The organism is Tissierellales bacterium, assembly GCA_025210965.1.
Taxonomy (GTDB): Bacteria; Bacillota; Clostridia; order Tissierellales; family JAOAQY01; genus JAOAQY01.
In genome coordinates, this window is sequence record JAOAQY010000069.1 from 1 (window position 1) to 17,506 (window position 17,506).

Below are 17,506 nucleotides of genomic sequence, written 5' to 3' on the forward strand. Positions count from 1 at the left end.
GAAGAGTATGATTTGCTTATAGAAAAAGCTACAAATACAACTGGTGATGAGAGAATGCAAGCTATGATTGATGCAGAAAAGATTCTTATGGAAGAAATGCCAGTAGCGCCTATTTACTACAAAGCGTCAAACATTGTTCAAAGAGATTACTTGAAAAATGTTTTGAAATTCCCAGTGGGAATAACTTATGAATACAAGTGGGCAGATATTGTAAGATAGGATATTTGTTATAAAAAAAGCCATTCCCGTGGGGAGTGGCTTTTTTAGGTTTTTGTTTCAAATTTGTGTTTACAATGAGGACAAGTCGCTCTCAATTTTCCCATATGACTTGGAAGACGCATTCTGCTATTGCATTCGGGACAAGTAACAATAAATGGGGTTAGATATTCGTTTATTTTTTTTAGATCAAAGCCAACAACGTAGTGTCCATTAATTTTAAAAGTAGGAACGCTCATTATTTTTTGAGATCTTAGTTCTGAAGCAGCGATAGAATCTGAAGAAATATCTTTTTCTGCATATGAAATATTATTTTCGTTTAAGTAATCTTTTGCACGTTTACAATGAGGACAAGTTGGTGTAGTGTATATGATTATTTCGTTCATAATAGACCTCCAATCTTATTTTTTTCTAAAATAGTATATTTTAGTGTTTACCCAGCACAGAAAAAGAGATAACATAAAAATAGAAAAAATAAAAATATAAAAATATTAAAGAAAAGTAAAGAATATAGAAAAAAATGAACTTTTTGTAACGATACTTTGTCTATAGAGTAGAAGGGAGCGCAGTAAATGGAGACAATAGAAAAAGTTAAAGCGGCACAAAATGGTGATTTAGACAGCATAGTTGAACTAATTTCAGTTCAAAAGCTTGTATACTATAAGATTGCTATGTCGTATTTAAAGAATTCGGAAGATGCGCTTGATGCCATAGAAGAGATGACCGTAAAAATATTTTATGACATAAAAAAATTAAGAAAAGCAGAGGCCTTTTATGGTTGGAGTAAAAAAATACTTGTGAACGTATGTCTAAATATGATTAGAAGTAACAAAAAAATAGTTTATACTGATGATTTAGAAGTTTTTGAGAGAGAAGACGATGTCATATTGAAAAAAGAGATTGAATTAGATATTGGAAATTATCTAGATCAAGTAAGCCATAAGCAGAGAGAAGCTTTAGAGCTGAAGTATTATCATGATTTAGATTATAAGACTATTTCTGAGAAAACAAACGTTCCTGTTGGAACTGTTAAATCTAGAATATTTAATGGACTAAAAATTTTGAAAAGATGCATAGAAGGGGAAGAATAGAATGAATAATAAAGATTTGCCTAAAGAGCTGATAGGCTTAGAAGCAAGACTTAAGTCACGCCTCCTAATGGAAGCTAATAAAAAAAGAAATTCTATTATGAAACGAAGAAAATTAATAGGGATAGCAGCAAGTGTTGCAATAACATTTTCGATAGGATTGAAGCCAATAGCTTCTTTTGTAACAAATAAATTAGATGAGACTCAGATAGCTAAGATATCTAATTTTGAACCAGGATTGATGTTGGCGATAGAAAATGGTATTATGCAAGACGTTAGCGTTAATGAAAGTAGCAAAAATTTAAAAATGAGCATACAAGATGTATTAATGGATGATTCTGGAATGATGGTTTTTTATAGTATAGAAAACTTAGGAGATTATAAAGAGGCTATATTAGAAGAAATGGTATTAGAAGATGAGAATTCAGCTAAAGTTGCTAAAGGATATTTTGAAGGTCGAAATAGTGTATTAGATATAAGTAATTTGTCAAAGTACCAGTCAAGATTGATATTTGATTTTGATAATAATGAAGTTGAATCAAAAGTGAATCTAGTAGCTAAATTTAGTGTGAAAAATAGTGATGGCAGTCTAGAGAAAATATCATATACACTACCTTTTGAAATAGACAATAAAGTGTTCGAAGGAAAAAAATCAAAGTATATAATAAATGAAAATGTAAGTACAAATGCTGGGAAAATAACGTTTAAGACTTTAGAAGAATACCCTATGAGAAATGTTGTGAGATGCGAAATAAATGAATTAGATAACGTAAAATTGTTAGATTTTGATTCTATGGCAATCGTTGATGAAGAAGGTGAAAGATATAACTATATGTATAAAAGAGGACAGAAGTTGTATTTTAGCAGTAGTTATTATAAGCCAAGTGATTCATTTAGACTTGTTGGTGCTAATATAAAGTATTTAGATGAAAATTATAAAATTGAAAATAGTATCGATTTAAATAATAAAAAGTGGATTATAAAGGGGCATGATGAATTTGAAATAGCAGAAATGAATAAGACTGATGTAGGATATGATATATCTATTAGAATTGGGAATTTTGATATGAGGGATTTGAATTCAGATATTGAGGTTAGGTCGAATAGAGCAACTATTTCAAAGAGCAGTTTAAGCTATATAGAAAATACAAATCAAACAATACTTAATTTAAGAGTAAAAACTAATGGGAGTGATTCTTTTTTAGATTTTGAAATAGAAAATTACCCTAGAATAGAAACTAACTATTTTGATATTGAAATTGGTCGGTGATATTATGAGAAAAATACTGAAAAATTATAGAGGTGTCAAATATATAATTCCAAGTTTGACGGGATTTCTAATTTTGTATCTGATACCTTTATTTTTAGTATTGAAGTACTCATTTCAAAAGAGTAGCTTCAATACTAGCTTCGTAGGCTTTGATAATTACATAAATATAGTGCACAATAAATCATTTTGCTTAGCGATGAATAATACGATAAAATTTGTAATAATTGCTATTCCATTGATTATTGTGCTTTCTTTTTTATTAGCATTAACAGTTTATGAAACTAAACCACCTAAATTTGTATCGCTATTTATTATATTGCCCATGGTTATACCATCTGGAAGTATAGCAGGATTTTTTAAAGAAGCTTTTGGAAGTGGAACTAATAATATATTGGAGACTAAGTATGCGATGATAATCGTCGTATTTCTATATATTTGGAGAAATACAGGATACAATTTCATTATCTATTTAGCAAGTTTTAGCAAAATTGATAGAGGAATAATAGAAGCTTCTGAAATTGATGGGATTTCATATTTGGGAAAGATAAAACATATATTTATTCCGCTCACAGCTCCTGGAACAGCATTTGTAGGAATACTTAGCATTATCAATTCTTTTAAAATATTTAAAGATATATTTATTATTCAAGGTGAATATCCTAATCCATCAATATATATGATGCAACATTTTTTAAATAACAAATTTAATTTTTTGAAATATGAAGAACTAACTACAGCTGCAAATATTTTTACTCTAATGACTTTAATTTTAGTGTTCATATTTCTAAGAATTGATAGAAATTATGCGAGAAAAGTAGGGAGGCTAAAATGAAAAAATTACTGAATAATCTTACAATAATAATATCAATTTTTTTTGTTATTCCAATAATGTATACATTGTTCAATTCTTTCATGGACAGCGTACAATTAAATCATGAAGGGCTGCAATTTATTCCAAATCAATTTAATTTACATCAATATTATTTGATAATTACAGATAAAGCAAGTTATTTTAGATACTTTTTTAATTCAGCTAAAATAACAATTGGTGTTATAAGTGGTCAGGTTTTGATAAGTTTATTTGGTGCATATGGACTTTATAAAATGCCTAAAAGACTTGGAAATGTAATACTCAGTTTATATGTTTTTGCATTATTATTACCATTTCAAGTTACTCTTATACCAAACTATATAGTTTTTGAAACAATAGAAAGATTGTTTGAATTTGAAATCATTGATACACATATGGCATTGATATTGCCGGGGATTTTCTCTTCACTAGGAATATTTTTACTAAGACAGTTTATGCAAGATATTCCAAGTGCTTATCTCGAAGCAGCAGAGATTGATGGTGCTACAAATATTCAGATCTTGTTTAAGGTAATATTGCCACTTTTGAGGCCAGCTATAATATCACTTGTAGTGTTGGTTTTTATAGACAATTGGAACTTGATAGAGCAATCACTGGTTTTTATAAAAGACCCTGTAAAAGAACCACTTTCAGTTTTTTTAGAAAAAATATACAATGGGGATTTAAAAGTTTTTTATGCAGGCTCAGTACTTTATATGGTTCCTACACTAATGATATTTTATAAAGGAGAAAAATATATAAAAGAGGGAATTATGACTGGAGGTATAAAATAGCGATGAAATTTGATAATAAAAGGGATTTTATCATGAGCATATTGATTATATTGGGGTTATGTATATTTTTCTTGCCGAGTATATTTAACTATTACTTACCGAGAGTAAATACTGAAGAGATAGAACAAAGGAAAATAAAGAAGACTATATACTTAGATGCTGAATTAGAAACAGAGAATAACTACGATATAACAATTCCTAAGAATGCAAGTGTTGAAAAGTTTTTTGTAAGGTATGGTCAATCCGTTGGAAAAGGGGTTAAGTTATTTAAATGTTCTGGTTGTTATGAAGATGAGAGACAAAAGTTAATAAGTAATTTCGATGTAGTAATGAGTGAAAATAAATTGTTTGAAACTCAAAAAAGTGATATTTTTAGAAAAATAGAATTAAACATAGAGTCTATAAATTTAGAAAATAGAAATAAAGAGCGCTATGATTTACTATATCAAAAAAATGCTATTTCAGAGTCCGATTATCAAAATTATAGAAGTGACTATTTTATTAAAGTTGCTGATTTAGAATCAAAAAATGCTCAACATAGGGTTGATTTGCAAAATATAAACGAAAAGTTAAGGACAAATGACGATCTTTTGAAAAAACTAGAAGAAAGTATAGGGATAGAACAAAGTCAGAGTTTATATTATAAAGCTGATCAAGATGGAAACTATTATGCTGTAAAATCCGGACACATAGTGTATATAGATAAGAATCGAAATTTTAAAAGTACTGGAAATAAAATTTTAAGTGTGGCGATAGAGGAGAGTTATAAAGACCTTTTACTTATAGCTTCAGTGAGCATGGATCAATCGAAGTATTTTAATGTGGGAGATTTTATTGAAATTGAATCAGATTCTTATGAAAAGCCATTTGAGACTGAGGTAGAAAATATAGGATATTTAGCAGATAAAGAAGGTAAGATTAAGATTTACATGAAAGTAGTATCAAGACCGAAAGGAAACTATTCTATAGGTAAAAGTTACATGGGTAAAATAGAAATGAACATTGAAAATGACAATGCATATGCGGTACCGATGAGTTCGTTTTTAAACCAAAATATAGAAGTTGATAGTACGAATTATATATATATATTGGAAAAAAATGGTTTTGCGGGAAGCAGAAAAATTAGGAGGGTAAGTGTTAGAATAAAAGAACTAGGCGATGAATATGTTCTTGGTGAATTGTCAAAAAGTGACACTGAAGATTTAAAAGAAATTATTGTTTTAAATAGCGTATCTCATAAGTTAAAAGACGGAAAGAGGGTAATGCTATGCAATTGAAAAAACAATTTTTTTTGATAGTAGCTTTATTATTAAGTGCAATGAGTCTAATATATATTGAAAATATTTATAGCACAAAGACGATAGAGATTAGATTTACAGATTCACTTAGTGAGGAGCAGAAAGATAAAATTGAAGAATTATATGGATCAATCGAAATGGCAATTTTTTATGAAAAAAATGGTGAATATCAAGTTAGAATGATGAGCGGAGATTTGAGAAAATTTAGATATATTAACATGACTAAAGGTGAGTTCTTTTTGAAAAATAAAGGCGCGGTTATTAGCGAAAATTTAGTTGATAAATATTTGAAATCTGAAAGTGTTATCGGAGAAGAAATAACATATTTGAATAAAAAATTTACTGTAAGGGGGGTGTTAAAAGACGATAATTATTTATATTTGGGAATGGATGAAGAGATTATAGATGACAACTGGGATTGCAATTATATGAGCTACTTGATGCCGAGCGAAAAGTATTTTGAAGGAAAATTGAGTGAAATAAAAAACTCTTTAAAGTCATGGGGAGTTGAAATTTTAAGTGTTAAAGTATATTTGGAGTTGACTTATATTTTTAGAAATATTATATTTTTAGTATTTATAGCTTTATTTTGGGAATTTGCAATTGTTTTTAGAAAAAAATTTGTGCAGTTATTTAAGAATTTAAAAGATAATTATGAAATGCAATACCATAAAATGAGTTTAGGCAAATATTTGATTAAAAATTATAATCTAATAGCCAAGACTATTGTTAGTTTAGTGTCAGTGTTTATATTTTATTTCGTAGTGTTTTTGCTTATAAGAGAAATAAAAATTATAGGAAGATATATTCCAGAAGATTTTTTATCGGTAGGTAAAATTATAGATTCTTTCAAAGTTTTTAAATTAGATATATATAAATTATTTTATTTAGGATTTAATGAATATGAAATTGATGTGTTAAAGGTTATTGTTTGGGATTTTTTATGTATTGGTATCATTTTTGAAATTTTTAGGAGGTGCAAATTTGGCAAAAAAAATAATTAATATAATAGCTGATGTTCTTTTTGCTTTTTTTGCTATAATTTTCATTTTGGGTTTTTTTTCAGAACAAATCATTGATATATTTATGCCGAAAGTTAATATAATGATTCCAAGAAATTCTGAAATTGTAAGAAGTGTAGAATGTAAAGGAATTATAAAACCAAATGAAGTTTATAAAGTTGAAGTACCTATTGAAATGCAAATAGAATCATATTTTGTAAAAAAAGGAGAGAGGGTTTCACAAAGTCAAAAAATATTTAAAGTACGAAATATAAATGATTTAATAGTGAAATTAGAGGAAGTAAATCAATATTTAAAAGATGAGAAAGAAAAAAATGCTACATTAGTAAAATCTATAAAAGAAGAAATTCAAAGAGAAAGAAGAGACAATCTAGAATTAAAAAAACTCGTAAGAAAAAAGAAAGAAAAAGAATCGCTGATTAATTTTGGAGATTGTGATGAAATGGAGTTAGAAAAAATAATATTAAATGCGTCTATTATCCAGAGTAAAATAGGACAGTTAGAAGAGAAAAAAGATTTGAAATTAGCACAAAATAAGATGTCAAATAATGAGATAAAGAAGTATTTAGAACTTAAAGAAAAGCTTGAAAAATGGATAGAAATACTAAATGAAGGTCAGGGCTATTATTTGGCCGAAAGTGAAGGTGTAATCTATAATTTGAATGAAAAATACGCATTAAAGGAGGGGGAAAGTGTTTTAGAGATTACTAGTATAGATGACTACGAGGATGTTAAGATAAAAACGACTTTGACGGCAGAACAATTCAAAAAGGTTGGAGAACTACAACTTCTATATGCGTATGTTGATGGTAAAAAAAAGAAAGCGTACATTGATGATTTATATACTGATGAGTTAGGAAATGTTTTTATAGAGGCGTATTTTTACAAAGAATTTGATTCTAATATAGTACTTGGAAGTAGCTATGATTGTAAGTTAGAATACAAAAAAAGATTTATGGGGACTATGACTTTACCTAAAAGTGTTATAAAAGCGCCTATTGGCTTTGAAGAAGGAACAAGCGGATCGGTATTTGTTGCTAGAAGAGAAGAAGGAATACTTGGAGAAGAGTATTTTGTTGATGAAGAATTCGTTGATATGATAGTAGTAGGTGACTACAATGTTATAACGGAGCCACTTAAAAATCCTTATGTTATAACGACGGTTGATGATAGGATAAAAAAAGGAAAAAAAATTTTTTTAGAGAAATAATTTCACAATTTGAGGTGATGATTAGTTGAAGACTAGATGGAATGCAATTGTGATAATGATTATAATGTTGATTGGTTTTTATTTTTATAGTGAAAATCATAGGAACTTTGACGCAGTAGAAAATGACAAAAAAAATGCAATAGAAATAGCGGTATGGGAGCTGGATTACGCTAATTGGACAGATTATGAACGGCAAATGCCATATAAATTTGTGATGGAAAATGGTATAAATGTTGTAATAAATCAGATAAAAGCTAGTAACTTGAGTGAATATCAAGATAAATTGAGAGAGCTTCTTTATAAAAAAGAAGGACCAACTTTAATTTATATTTCTAAGTTAGAATCATATAAGACATATTCTGATAATGGAGTGGCAATGAACATTTCAGGGAAAGTTAACAACGCTAGTGAATTGTATCCCATTATGAAAAATGATTATTTTATTCCAGTAAGAGCAGAGCAGAGTCCAATAGCTATAAAAAAGGAAGTTATTGAAGGAGTAGGCTATTCGAAGGAGGAACCAGAGTTTTGGTCTATTAGAGATAAGTGGTTGAAATCGTCATGTAAAGACTTGAATTGGCAGAGATATGATGAAATTTTAGGAGATGTAATAGAAAATTTTGATTTAATAAATATTGAAAAAAGAAAGATTGATTTAACTAAAAAAGAATTTATCAGTCACTTGATAGAAGCAAAAAAAGAATTGTGGTCATCGTTATATTTAAGACCTCACAATTATTCTGTCAATGATTATGAAAACTTGCTCTTGAATCCAAACTCAAATTTGTATCAAGAGTCAACTTTTAGACTTTTAGATGATAAGAATTTTAATTATAGGGATGTTGAATTTGAGAGAACGGTTAATTTGTTAAATCCTTTTTTATACTATGGTATTTCTAGATATGATGATTTGATAATATTAGATAATCAGAAAGCTACTAAATATATCAATTTATCTGGATTTATAGTAAATACTAATGGGAAAAATACAAATTCCGGATTATCGTATATAAACGGGTTGATTGAGAGAAATAATCAAAAGATATTATTGGAAGGTGGTGGAAGAAATATTGGGTATCCAACTAATATGAATGCTATGTCTATTTACATTAATACAGAAGGGTACAAGTCTAGAAAAAAATTTGAAAAAAAATATTTGAAACGAGCAAATGATAATATTTTAAGTGGAAAGTATAAGGTGATAGATAAAAATACTCAATTATATAAGGCTTTGAAATTTAAGATAGATAGAGAAATACTGAGGTTGGTATTTGAGGAAAAGACTATTGATAAGGAGAGTATGACTGAGGAACTTAGATACTTAGGAAATAGGCTAGAGCTTATGATTAATGAGTAATGTTGTAGATTAGCACTTTCTGTTACAAATTTAGCACAATTGGGGTAAATACTATTCACAGAATAATTTATATGATAAAATACAAAGATAAAGATTCAGAAGGAGGCTCTAGCATGGGAAAAGAAAAAGCAAAATTAACAATTACAGATATAGCAGAAATGGCTGGTGTTTCAAAAGCAACGGTATCTAGAGTTATTAATAAAACTAAGCCTGTAAGTAGCGAAGTTAGACAGAGAGTTATGCAAGTTATTAAGGAAACTGGATATAAACCATCGTTTGTTGCAAGGAGTTTGATTAATAAAGAAACTAATATCATAGGGGTAGTGGTTCCAGATATATCTAATGAATTTTGTAGTCAATTAGTTCAAGGAGTTGTAGATGTCGCTAATATTTACAATTACACCATGATTCTTTGTAATACATTTAGTGATTATCAGAGAGAGGAAGATTTTTTGGAAGTGCTATCTGAAAAAGAGGTAGATGGTATTATTTTTGTGACTTATAGTGCATCTGATTATCACAAAGAATTTTTTGATTCGTATGAAAAACCGGTTGTAACGGTAAATGCAAAAATTCAAGATGTAAGACACCCTAATGTCGATATAGATAATGAAATGGCAGCATATGAGGGCGTTAGATATTTGATGGACTTAGGTCATGAAAAGATAGCGATGATAGGCGTAGATAATGCAGATTATGCTACAGGATATTTGAGAAAAAAAGGATATAAAAAAGCACTAGAAGATAACGATGTAGAGTATAACGAAGATTATTATAAAGAAGCAAATTATTCAGCTGAATTAGCTAGAGAGAAAATTAAAGAACTTCTTGAATTAGAGGAAGTTCCAACAGCAGTATTTTGTGCAAGTGATGAAATGGCAGCAGGAGCTATAGGTTATTGTTTAGAGAATGGGGTTAGAGTGCCAGAAGATATTTCAATAATGGGTTTTGATGACTCAAAAATCTCAAAATTATTTGTACCTCAAATAACTACTATTAGTCAGCCATCTTTTGATATGGGAGCTGTAGCAATGAGACTTATAGATAAGATTAAGGGTAAAAATAAATTAGAAGAGATGTCATATCAATTGGCACATAAAATTATAGAAAGAAACAGTACTTCAAAATTGTTTAAATAGGGGGATTAATATGAAGCCAATAAAGCCTATAGTTACAGAGGACCCTAAAAAACTTTATGATTACATAAATTTGAAGATTACAGGTTTTTTGAGTGAAGAGAGCGACTGGCTAGCAAATTTTTCTAATGTATCTGCGATATTGAAGTTGTTACTTAGCGATATTAACTGGGCTGGATTTTATTTTTTAAAAAATGAAGAGCTTGTATTAGGACCTTTTCAAGGATTGCCAGCTTGTACTAGATTAAAAATTGGAAAAGGCGTTTGCGGTACTGCGGTTGAAGAAGATAAAATTCAATTAGTAGAAGATGTTAATAAATTCCCAGGACATGTTGCTTGTGATGAAGCATCAAATTCAGAAATAGTTTTGCCGATTCACTATAAAGACAAGGTTATTGGAGTTTTGGATATTGATAGTCCTAAAATAGGAAGGTTTAAAGAGATTGACATGGAAGGCCTTAGAAAGATTGTCTATAGTATAGAGCAATATATAGATTTTAAAAACATGGAATTTATATAAAAAAATCTCAGAATTAAATTCTGAGATTTTTTTAGTGATTTATTTTTTTTCTTTGATTGTTGAAATTGCTTCACGCACTTTATTATTAGTGTCACTACTTAGCATATTCAAGCTATTTACACTTCTCTGTAGTGCGTCAATTTCTTCACGATTATAAGAAACATCTTCTGCTAATTTTTCTAATTTAGAATTTATTTGACTTAGTAAATCTAATATCTTTTCATCAGTCATTGGTAAAACCTCCTTTAAAATTGGTTGAAACTATAAAAATAGGTATATAAATATTATATACAAAAATAGAGAATTTAAACAGCACAAAATGATAAATCAAAAGGATGGTGGCGAAATGAAAGGTCATACAGATAAAAAGCAATTGGAAAGACATGCTGTTGATATTTTCGTTGATAGATTTTATAATATATTTGGAGCTAAGTATAAAATTCTTGAGTTAAGGGAAAGACCTGATGCACTATTGGAAACCGAAAGAGGGAAGAAGATTGGTGTTGAGATAGCTCATTTGTTTAAAAATCAAGAAGAGGCTAGATTTTTATTGGGAAAAGCTGAGCAATTAAATTTGTATTTTGAAGTAGCAGAACACTACGATGATCATTTAATTGCACTAAATCAATTGCTGAGAAAGAAAGAAAAAGTTATAAGTAAGTACGATGTCGATTTTCCTATAGTCTTATTAATAAGGAGTGCTACACCAGATCTGACCTATAGCAGAATGAAGTTATTGGAAGAGGATTTATATATACCTCAAAGCTGTAGAGATGTTTGGCTATTGTTAGATGATAGTCATGAACATGATTGGGGAAGCTTAGTTAAATTAAAGTAAGGTGATGTAATGCGAGTGAATTGTTTAAAGTGTGTATATTATTATGTAACTTGGGAACCTCAAAATCCAAAGGGATGTAAGTTTTTTGGTTTCAAAAGCAAAGAAATGCCATCTAATGTAGTGCTGAGAAATTCTGGGGAGGTTTGCCAGAGTTATAAAGAAAAGATCCAAGAAAAATAGATAAATTTCTTGGATCTTTTTAGTGTCTATAGATATAAATCAATATATAGACCAACGCCCATCAAATCATTTAGAAATGTTGGAGGTGAATTTGGAGAGTAGAGAGTAGTTCCCATCATATTAACATTAGCTAGAGAAAGAGCGAATTCAGATGTACGCTGCTCTATAAGTGATAAAGTTTGAGTTAATTGAGATAAATAAATATTAAAATCAGAACCTGAATATTCATTAGTGCTAGATTCTTCATCTATGATTTTTAGATGGTTTGACTCCTCGGATTTTTCTATGTCAAAGTTAGATAAAGTTTCTTCGTAAATATTTTCGAGGGAATATATAGATTCTCTCAATGGGTTAAGAGCATTTATTTCTTCATTTTGGTCAAGTAAATCAGTGAAATTATTATAAGTTTTTGTAAAATCAGATATCAACGAATTATATGTAGTGTCATTTTCTTCTTTAGCTTTTTGTCTTATTGTCGGTTTTTTAAGAAAATTTTTTTGAATATCGATATCAGGAGTGGCTTTGTTTTCGTTTAATTGGTTATCATCTTTGTCTTCAATTGCAATTTCAGCAGAAAATGCTTCGTTATTCTCAGCTGAAATTGAAGTATCTTGTTCGCTGAGAAATTCATTTAATTTTTCACTTGATTCTTCGAGCTCGGATATAGAATTTGAAAATTCTTTTATGAAATTTGTGATTTGTTTAACTTGGTCAAACGAAAGAAGAGCGTGAAAAGCTTCTAATGGTTCTGGCTGTTTTAATAACTGAATTAAATTTTGACTAGCTGGTGATACAGATTGAATCGGATTGCTTTTTTCGAGAGACATTAAATTTTCAATGTTTTCCATAAAAATCCCCCTTTGGTTGAATACAGATTTAACATACTATATTTATATTATACCCAAAAATATAGTATAATATAAATATAGTATGAAAGGAGGATTTGAAAATGATAGTACAACATGAAGATACGATACAGTACACTAAAATAAATAATGATGCGACTAAAGGGGCATCTATAAAGGCATTGATATCACCTAAAGAGGGCTGGGAAGGACATGTTATGAGAATTTTAGAATTAGAAGAGGGAGGATATAGCCCTAAACATGAGCATCCTTGGCCACATATAAACTATATTTTAGAAGGAGAAGGCTACGTTTATTTAAATGGCGAAGAAATACCAGTTAAAGCAGGTTCGTATGCGTATATCCCAGCTGGGGAATTACATCAATTTGTTAACACAGGAAATTCAACTTTTAAATTTATATGTATAGTTCCAGAGGAAGGTCATAAATAATTCTTTAAAATGATTGCAGATATTTATAAATATTTGCAATCATTTTTTGTTAGAGTGAAAATCAAATTGTGCTATTGACAATCATTATCAAATATTATATTATTAAGTAAAGAATGATTATCATTATTTAGGAGGTTTTATTATGCCACTGTCTATGGTTTATCCAGGTCAAAAAGTAGTGCTTAAAGAAATTACGTGGGGCGAAAAGGTTAGAAGAAGATTAGAAGATATGGGACTAACTGAAGGCGTTAGTTTTGAGATGCTTAGAGGCGATAATAGAGGAGCATATATAATTAATTTGCGTGGGAGTAGATTGATATTAGGGAGAGGCATGGCTCATAAAATTATTGTGGATTTGGCTAAATAGTTAAAATCAAGAGGTGATTTATGTTTGAAATAATTGCATATATTATTACAACTATTATGGTTATATTTGCGATAGGTATTATTTATAAAAATTTTAAAAATGGTAGTCAAGGAAAATGTTCGAATTGTAATTGTAATTGCAAAGATTGTGGTATAAAAAATATGAATAAAAAAGACGATAAAAAAGGGCGATAGCCCTTTTTTATTACCCTAGTTATTTGATATAATGTAATAGACAAATAATTGGGGTGAGATTATGGAAAATAGACGCAATTTAAAAAATGAAAATATACGTTTTACATATGATGTTTTAGATAGTATGGTTGATTGGGTTAGAGTAGTCGATTGCGATGGTCATGTTATTTTTACAAATAGAAGTATGAGTCAGTGTATAGGTGGAGTGCGTCTTGATTCGAAATGCTATGAGGCTATTGGAAAGGATAATCCATGCAATGTATGCACTACTAAGGCTACCATATCTACTGGAGGAGTAACAGAAAAAGAAGAGGTCATTGGAAATAGAATTTATTCTGTGAAGAGTGCCCCTATAAAAGATGAGTCTGGTAAAATATATGCAGCGGTGGAGGTTTTTAGAGACGTTACAAGAGAACGTGCTTTAGAGCGTGAAATAATGGAAGCTAATAAGATTATGAGAGATGATTTAGAGTTTTCAAGAAAACTTCAAAGAAAAATACTTCCAAATAAAGATCAATATGGTTCATTTAAAATAGATTATATATATGAAGCATCAGAAGCGCTTAGTGGCGACATGTTTGATGTTTTTAAAATAGATGATAGATATACGGGTATATACGTAAGTGATGTTGTAGGTCATGGTGTTACAGCATCTATGATGACTATGTTTATACGCCAAACTATGCGTGCGTTAAAGGACTATTATATTAGGCCAGGAAAAGTTTTGTCTGAATTGCACAAAAGATTTTTACAATTACAATTAGATGATGATAAATATTTTACTATATTTTATGGTATACTAGATTCGGCGGACGATACTTTTTTATTTTCAAATGCTGGTCATAATTGTATTCCACTCCTTTTAAAAGATGATGAGGTAAATCTTTTGAAAGTTACAGGATATCCTATTGCATCATTGTTTAATAGTATAACGTATGAGGAACAGACTATCTCCTTAAATGAAGGCGATAAGCTGTTGTTATACACCGATGGTATAATCGAAGCTAAAAATAAATATGGCGAACAATTTGGCTTAGAAAGGCTTAGAGAGCTTGCTAGAGATAGGAATCATAATATAATTGAGGACATAAAAAGGTATGTTAAGGAGTATGAATTCAATACAAAAGAAGATGATTTTGCCATAATAAAGGCAAGATATGTTAGAAATCAGGGAAGTAAAAACTTTTTTTATTAAATTGAGGAGGCGCCGAGGCATGATTAAAGTTGATTACGCTAGAACAGGTATTACAGAGGAACAATTGAAGGGTATGCAAGACGAGGTAGGGAAGGCACATGAACTTTTACACAATAAGACAGGTAAAGGAAATGATTTTTTAGGATGGTTAGATTATCCGAATGAATATGATAAGGATGAATTTAATCGAATCAAAGAAGCTGCAAAGCGTATACAAAAGCAAAGTGAAGCGTTGATTGTAATTGGAATTGGTGGATCTTATTTAGGAGCTCGAGCAGCAATTGATGCACTTCAAAACAATTTTTATAATGACTTAAAAGAAAAGAACACACCTAGTATATATTACGCTGGAAACAACATAAGCGGTAGATATTTAAAAGAATTAGTAGAATTAGTTAAGGATAAAGATATATCGGTAAATGTTATTTCAAAGTCAGGGACTACAACAGAGCCTGCGCTTGCGTTTAGAGTCTTTAAGAGATTGCTTGAAGAAAAGTATGGCAAAGATGGTGCGAAAGAAAGAATTTTTGCTACTACAGATGCCAATAAAGGTGCACTAAAACAATTAGCTGATCAAGAGGGATATGAAACATTTGTTATACCTGATGATGTTGGTGGTAGATATTCGATATTTACAGCGGTAGGCTTGTTGCCAATTGCTGTTACAGGAATAGATATTGATGAAATGTTTAAAGGAGCCAAAGAGGCTGTGAAGATGTATTCAAAAGAGAACATCTTGGAAAACCCTTGTTATCAATATGTGGGACTTAGAAACCTATTGTATAGAAATGGCAAAAAAATAGAAATAATGGTTAACTATGAACCTTCAATGCACTATTTAAGTGAGTGGTGGAAGCAACTTTATGGCGAAAGTGAAGGAAAAGAGAATAAAGGAATATATCCATCAAGTGTAGATTTTTCTACAGACTTACATTCTATGGGACAGTATATACAAGAAGGCGAAAGATTGTTGTTTGAAACTGTTTTAAATATAGAGAATATTGATGGAGATTTTGATATTTTAGAAGATGGAGAAAATTTAGATCAATTAAATTACTTGGCTGGAAAGACTATGAATTACGTAAATAAAAAGGCATTTGAAGGAACTGTTTTAGCTCATGAGGATGGAGGAGTTCCTAATATTGTATTGTCGATAGAAAAAATGGATGCAAAAGCGTTTGGTCATTTAATTTATTTCTTTGAAAAAGCTTGTGGGGTTAGTGGATACGTACTAGATGTAAATCCTTTTAACCAACCGGGAGTAGAGGCATATAAGAAAAATATGTTTGCTTTATTAGAAAAGCCAGGTTTTGAAGAGCTGACAAAAGAGCTTAGAGAAAAGTTAAAGTAGAATATGGATTAGTGATTGTTGTTTTACAATCTTATGAAGAGCTGAGGATGAATTAATTTATCCTCAGCTTTTTTGTTTTGAAATAACAAATTTGTAACTATATTTTAAATATTGATAAATTCAGTTGTGATATAATTCGGTTGTATTTAGAAAAAGAGGTCGGTGATTTAGTTTGAAAGAATTTTTAAAAATATTTTTAGTAGCCTTAGTTATATTTTTGATTGTAATTGTAACCGGGGTCAGCGCGCATAAATTTTTTGAATCTGAGGAAAAAATAATTTCAAAAGAAGAGTATAAGGTTGTAGAAGAAACTAAAGAGAAACATTTAGAGAAAGTTGTTGTAGAAAAAACACCTTTGGAAGAAGCTATAGAAAACAGTGAAAGGATAAATGCGGTTTTTATGGGAATAGAGACTGAAAATCGTTCAGATGTGATTATGTTTGTAAGTTTTGATCCAGATAATTCTAGTTTGGATATAATGTCAATTCCAAGAGATTCATATTATTATGAAAAGGGATATGAAAAATCAGATCAGAGAAAAATAAATGCAGCCTATGGAAGAAATAGAGAAGAAGGGGTTAAAATGGCGGTAGAAGATATATTAGGTGTTCCGGTTCATTACTATATAAGTGCGAAATATTCTGGAGTTAAAGCTATAGTTGATGCAGTAGGTGGGGTTGAGGTAGATGTACCAGTTAGAATGCTTTATGATGATCCTACAGATAATCCGCCTCTACACATAAATATTAAAAAAGGAAAGCAAGTATTAGATGGAAATGATGCAATTGGTTTTTTGAGATACAGACATGGCAACATGGATCCGAATAGGAATGGAGTGTTTCTAGGAGGTTACAGAGATGGTGACTTGGGTAGAGTTAGGGCACAGCAGTCTTTCATAAAATCAACTATAAAGAAAGTGTTAGGGAATAATTTTCTATCAGTAGCTAAAACGGCATTATCATATGTAAAAACGAATGCTGGGATGGCAGAAGTATTGTATTACAATGATGATTTGATAAAGTTAGATATAGAGAATATACATTTCAGTACGTTACCAGGAATAGCAGAAAAACGAACGTATGGTGGATGGGAATTGTCATATTTTAGTATAGACGAAGACGAGGTAGAGACATTTATAAATAATCTATACGGGATAGAATCAATATAAGCTATTTGAAGGGTAAATAAATTTAGAATTAGTAGAAAAGTTTCTTTATGGGATTATAGAAAAGTACAGTAAGCTAAAAAATAAATGAATTACAAGTTAATATTTGTAACTGAATTTTAACCTTTATGAAATAAATACTATGATATAATACCCTA

Annotated in this window: 22 protein-coding genes; 19 read left to right on the forward strand and 3 right to left on the reverse strand. The window is 29.8% G+C overall.

Going from position 1 to position 17,506, the window contains the following annotated elements; all coding sequences use genetic code 11:
• A partial coding sequence (locus N4A40_04600) for a peptide ABC transporter substrate-binding protein (protein MCT4661121.1) occupies window positions 1-219 on the forward strand: 219 nt, incomplete at its 5' end.
• Between the two features lie 44 nt (window positions 220-263).
• Here the strand turns inward: N4A40_04600 and N4A40_04605 are convergent.
• Window positions 264-602: a hypothetical protein gene (locus N4A40_04605; GenBank protein MCT4661122.1), complete on the reverse strand. Its 339-nt coding sequence runs from the start codon at window positions 600-602 to the stop codon at window positions 264-266.
• A 186-nt stretch (window positions 603-788) separates the two neighbouring features.
• On the opposite strand from N4A40_04605, the gene N4A40_04610 reads away from it, so the two are divergent.
• The 10 genes from N4A40_04610 to N4A40_04655 all read left to right on the forward strand — a co-directional run bounded on the left by N4A40_04610 (window position 789) and on the right by N4A40_04655 (window position 10,761).
• Window positions 789-1,307 (forward strand): sigma-70 family RNA polymerase sigma factor, encoded by a 519-nt coding sequence (locus N4A40_04610; protein MCT4661123.1) that lies wholly within the window; start codon window positions 789-791, stop codon window positions 1,305-1,307.
• A gap of 1 nt (window position 1,308) precedes the next feature.
• On the forward strand, window positions 1,309-2,574 hold the full coding sequence (locus N4A40_04615; GenBank protein ID MCT4661124.1) for a DUF4179 domain-containing protein: 1,266 nt from the start codon (window positions 1,309-1,311) through the stop codon (window positions 2,572-2,574).
• A gap of 196 nt (window positions 2,575-2,770) precedes the next feature.
• Window positions 2,771-3,406, forward strand: coding sequence for a sugar ABC transporter permease (locus N4A40_04620; GenBank protein MCT4661125.1), 636 nt, complete (start codon window positions 2,771-2,773; stop codon window positions 3,404-3,406).
• Window positions 3,403-4,218, forward strand: a complete 816-nt coding sequence (locus N4A40_04625) for a carbohydrate ABC transporter permease (protein ID MCT4661126.1) — start codon at window positions 3,403-3,405, stop codon at window positions 4,216-4,218. Before N4A40_04620 ends, N4A40_04625 begins: the two co-directional genes overlap by 4 nt.
• Window positions 4,219-4,220: 2 nt before the next feature.
• Window positions 4,221-5,495 carry a hypothetical protein gene (locus tag N4A40_04630; protein ID MCT4661127.1) on the forward strand — a complete coding sequence of 425 codons (1,275 nt, stop codon included), beginning with the start codon at window positions 4,221-4,223 and terminating at the stop codon, window positions 5,493-5,495.
• On the forward strand, window positions 5,486-6,520 hold the full coding sequence (locus N4A40_04635) for an ABC transporter permease (protein MCT4661128.1): 1,035 nt from the start codon (window positions 5,486-5,488) through the stop codon (window positions 6,518-6,520). Before N4A40_04630 ends, N4A40_04635 begins: the two co-directional genes overlap by 10 nt.
• The gene (locus N4A40_04640) at window positions 6,501-7,748 is read left to right on the forward strand and encodes a hypothetical protein (protein MCT4661129.1); all 1,248 of its coding nucleotides are present in this window, start codon (window positions 6,501-6,503) and stop codon (window positions 7,746-7,748) included. The genes N4A40_04635 and N4A40_04640 overlap by 20 nt, the downstream gene beginning before the upstream one ends.
• A 25-nt stretch (window positions 7,749-7,773) precedes the next feature.
• A complete protein-coding gene (locus N4A40_04645) occupies window positions 7,774-9,105 on the forward strand; it encodes a hypothetical protein (protein ID MCT4661130.1) in 1,332 nt (443 codons plus the stop codon).
• 113 nt (window positions 9,106-9,218) lie between these two features.
• Entirely contained in the window at window positions 9,219-10,244 is a 1,026-nt protein-coding gene (locus N4A40_04650) for a LacI family transcriptional regulator (GenBank protein MCT4661131.1), read from the forward strand.
• A gap of 10 nt (window positions 10,245-10,254) precedes the next feature.
• Window positions 10,255-10,761 carry a GAF domain-containing protein gene (locus N4A40_04655; protein ID MCT4661132.1) on the forward strand — a complete coding sequence of 169 codons (507 nt, stop codon included), beginning with the start codon at window positions 10,255-10,257 and terminating at the stop codon, window positions 10,759-10,761.
• A 39-nt stretch (window positions 10,762-10,800) separates the two neighbouring features.
• Here N4A40_04655 and N4A40_04660 read toward each other — a convergent pair whose 3' ends face one another.
• Complete coding sequence (locus N4A40_04660; protein ID MCT4661133.1) at window positions 10,801-10,992, reverse strand: hypothetical protein; 192 nt, start codon at window positions 10,990-10,992, stop codon at window positions 10,801-10,803.
• A gap of 88 nt (window positions 10,993-11,080) precedes the next feature.
• Here N4A40_04660 and N4A40_04665 point away from each other — a divergent pair, with 88 nt between their 5' ends.
• Together N4A40_04665 and N4A40_04670 are read left to right on the forward strand one after the other, a co-directional pair.
• Window positions 11,081-11,599, forward strand: a complete 519-nt coding sequence (locus N4A40_04665) for a hypothetical protein (GenBank protein ID MCT4661134.1) — start codon at window positions 11,081-11,083, stop codon at window positions 11,597-11,599.
• Between the two features lie 15 nt (window positions 11,600-11,614).
• Window positions 11,615-11,779, forward strand: coding sequence for a hypothetical protein (locus N4A40_04670; GenBank protein ID MCT4661135.1), 165 nt, complete (start codon window positions 11,615-11,617; stop codon window positions 11,777-11,779).
• 26 nt (window positions 11,780-11,805) lie between these two features.
• On the opposite strand, the gene N4A40_04675 is transcribed toward N4A40_04670, so the two are convergent.
• Complete coding sequence (locus N4A40_04675; protein MCT4661136.1) at window positions 11,806-12,627, reverse strand: hypothetical protein; 822 nt, start codon at window positions 12,625-12,627, stop codon at window positions 11,806-11,808.
• Window positions 12,628-12,728: 101 nt separating this feature from the next.
• On the opposite strand from N4A40_04675, the gene N4A40_04680 reads away from it, so the two are divergent.
• The 6 genes from N4A40_04680 (at window position 12,729) to N4A40_04705 (ending at window position 17,351) form a co-directional block, all read left to right on the forward strand.
• Window positions 12,729-13,076 carry a cupin domain-containing protein gene (locus tag N4A40_04680; protein ID MCT4661137.1) on the forward strand — a complete coding sequence of 116 codons (348 nt, stop codon included), beginning with the start codon at window positions 12,729-12,731 and terminating at the stop codon, window positions 13,074-13,076.
• A 142-nt stretch (window positions 13,077-13,218) separates the two neighbouring features.
• Entirely contained in the window at window positions 13,219-13,443 is a 225-nt protein-coding gene (locus N4A40_04685; GenBank protein MCT4661138.1) for a ferrous iron transport protein A, read from the forward strand.
• A gap of 20 nt (window positions 13,444-13,463) precedes the next feature.
• Window positions 13,464-13,637: a hypothetical protein gene (locus tag N4A40_04690; GenBank protein ID MCT4661139.1), complete on the forward strand. Its 174-nt coding sequence runs from the start codon at window positions 13,464-13,466 to the stop codon at window positions 13,635-13,637.
• A 61-nt stretch (window positions 13,638-13,698) separates the two neighbouring features.
• Window positions 13,699-14,832, forward strand: coding sequence for a SpoIIE family protein phosphatase (locus N4A40_04695; protein ID MCT4661140.1), 1,134 nt, complete (start codon window positions 13,699-13,701; stop codon window positions 14,830-14,832).
• A gap of 19 nt (window positions 14,833-14,851) precedes the next feature.
• Window positions 14,852-16,183, forward strand: coding sequence for a glucose-6-phosphate isomerase (locus N4A40_04700; GenBank protein ID MCT4661141.1), 1,332 nt, complete (start codon window positions 14,852-14,854; stop codon window positions 16,181-16,183).
• Between the two features lie 172 nt (window positions 16,184-16,355).
• Window positions 16,356-17,351, forward strand: coding sequence for an LCP family protein (locus tag N4A40_04705; GenBank protein MCT4661142.1), 996 nt, complete (start codon window positions 16,356-16,358; stop codon window positions 17,349-17,351).
• Window positions 17,352-17,506: the final 155 nt, after the last annotated feature.

Excerpts from the sequence above, each read along its gene's own strand:
- N4A40_04605 (MCT4661122.1), bottom strand. The coding sequence starts at position 602 with ATGAACGAAATAATCATATACACTACACCAACTTGTCCTCATTGTAAA.
- N4A40_04610 (MCT4661123.1), top strand. The coding sequence starts at position 789 with ATGGAGACAATAGAAAAAGTTAAAGCGGCACAAAATGGTGATTTAGAC.
- N4A40_04615 (MCT4661124.1), top strand. The coding sequence starts at position 1,309 with ATGAATAATAAAGATTTGCCTAAAGAGCTGATAGGCTTAGAAGCAAGA.
- N4A40_04620 (MCT4661125.1), top strand. The coding sequence starts at position 2,771 with ATGAATAATACGATAAAATTTGTAATAATTGCTATTCCATTGATTATT.
- N4A40_04625 (MCT4661126.1), top strand. The coding sequence starts at position 3,403 with ATGAAAAAATTACTGAATAATCTTACAATAATAATATCAATTTTTTTT.
- N4A40_04630 (MCT4661127.1), top strand. The coding sequence starts at position 4,221 with ATGAAATTTGATAATAAAAGGGATTTTATCATGAGCATATTGATTATA.
- N4A40_04635 (MCT4661128.1), top strand. The coding sequence starts at position 5,486 with ATGCAATTGAAAAAACAATTTTTTTTGATAGTAGCTTTATTATTAAGT.
- N4A40_04650 (MCT4661131.1), top strand. The coding sequence starts at position 9,219 with ATGGGAAAAGAAAAAGCAAAATTAACAATTACAGATATAGCAGAAATG.
- N4A40_04655 (MCT4661132.1), top strand. The coding sequence starts at position 10,255 with ATGAAGCCAATAAAGCCTATAGTTACAGAGGACCCTAAAAAACTTTAT.
- N4A40_04660 (MCT4661133.1), bottom strand. The coding sequence starts at position 10,992 with ATGACTGATGAAAAGATATTAGATTTACTAAGTCAAATAAATTCTAAA.
- N4A40_04665 (MCT4661134.1), top strand. The coding sequence starts at position 11,081 with ATGATAAATCAAAAGGATGGTGGCGAAATGAAAGGTCATACAGATAAA.
- N4A40_04675 (MCT4661136.1), bottom strand. The coding sequence starts at position 12,627 with ATGGAAAACATTGAAAATTTAATGTCTCTCGAAAAAAGCAATCCGATT.
- N4A40_04680 (MCT4661137.1), top strand. The coding sequence starts at position 12,729 with ATGATAGTACAACATGAAGATACGATACAGTACACTAAAATAAATAAT.
- N4A40_04685 (MCT4661138.1), top strand. The coding sequence starts at position 13,219 with ATGCCACTGTCTATGGTTTATCCAGGTCAAAAAGTAGTGCTTAAAGAA.
- N4A40_04690 (MCT4661139.1), top strand. The coding sequence starts at position 13,464 with ATGTTTGAAATAATTGCATATATTATTACAACTATTATGGTTATATTT.
- N4A40_04695 (MCT4661140.1), top strand. The coding sequence starts at position 13,699 with ATGGAAAATAGACGCAATTTAAAAAATGAAAATATACGTTTTACATAT.
- N4A40_04700 (MCT4661141.1), top strand. The coding sequence starts at position 14,852 with ATGATTAAAGTTGATTACGCTAGAACAGGTATTACAGAGGAACAATTG.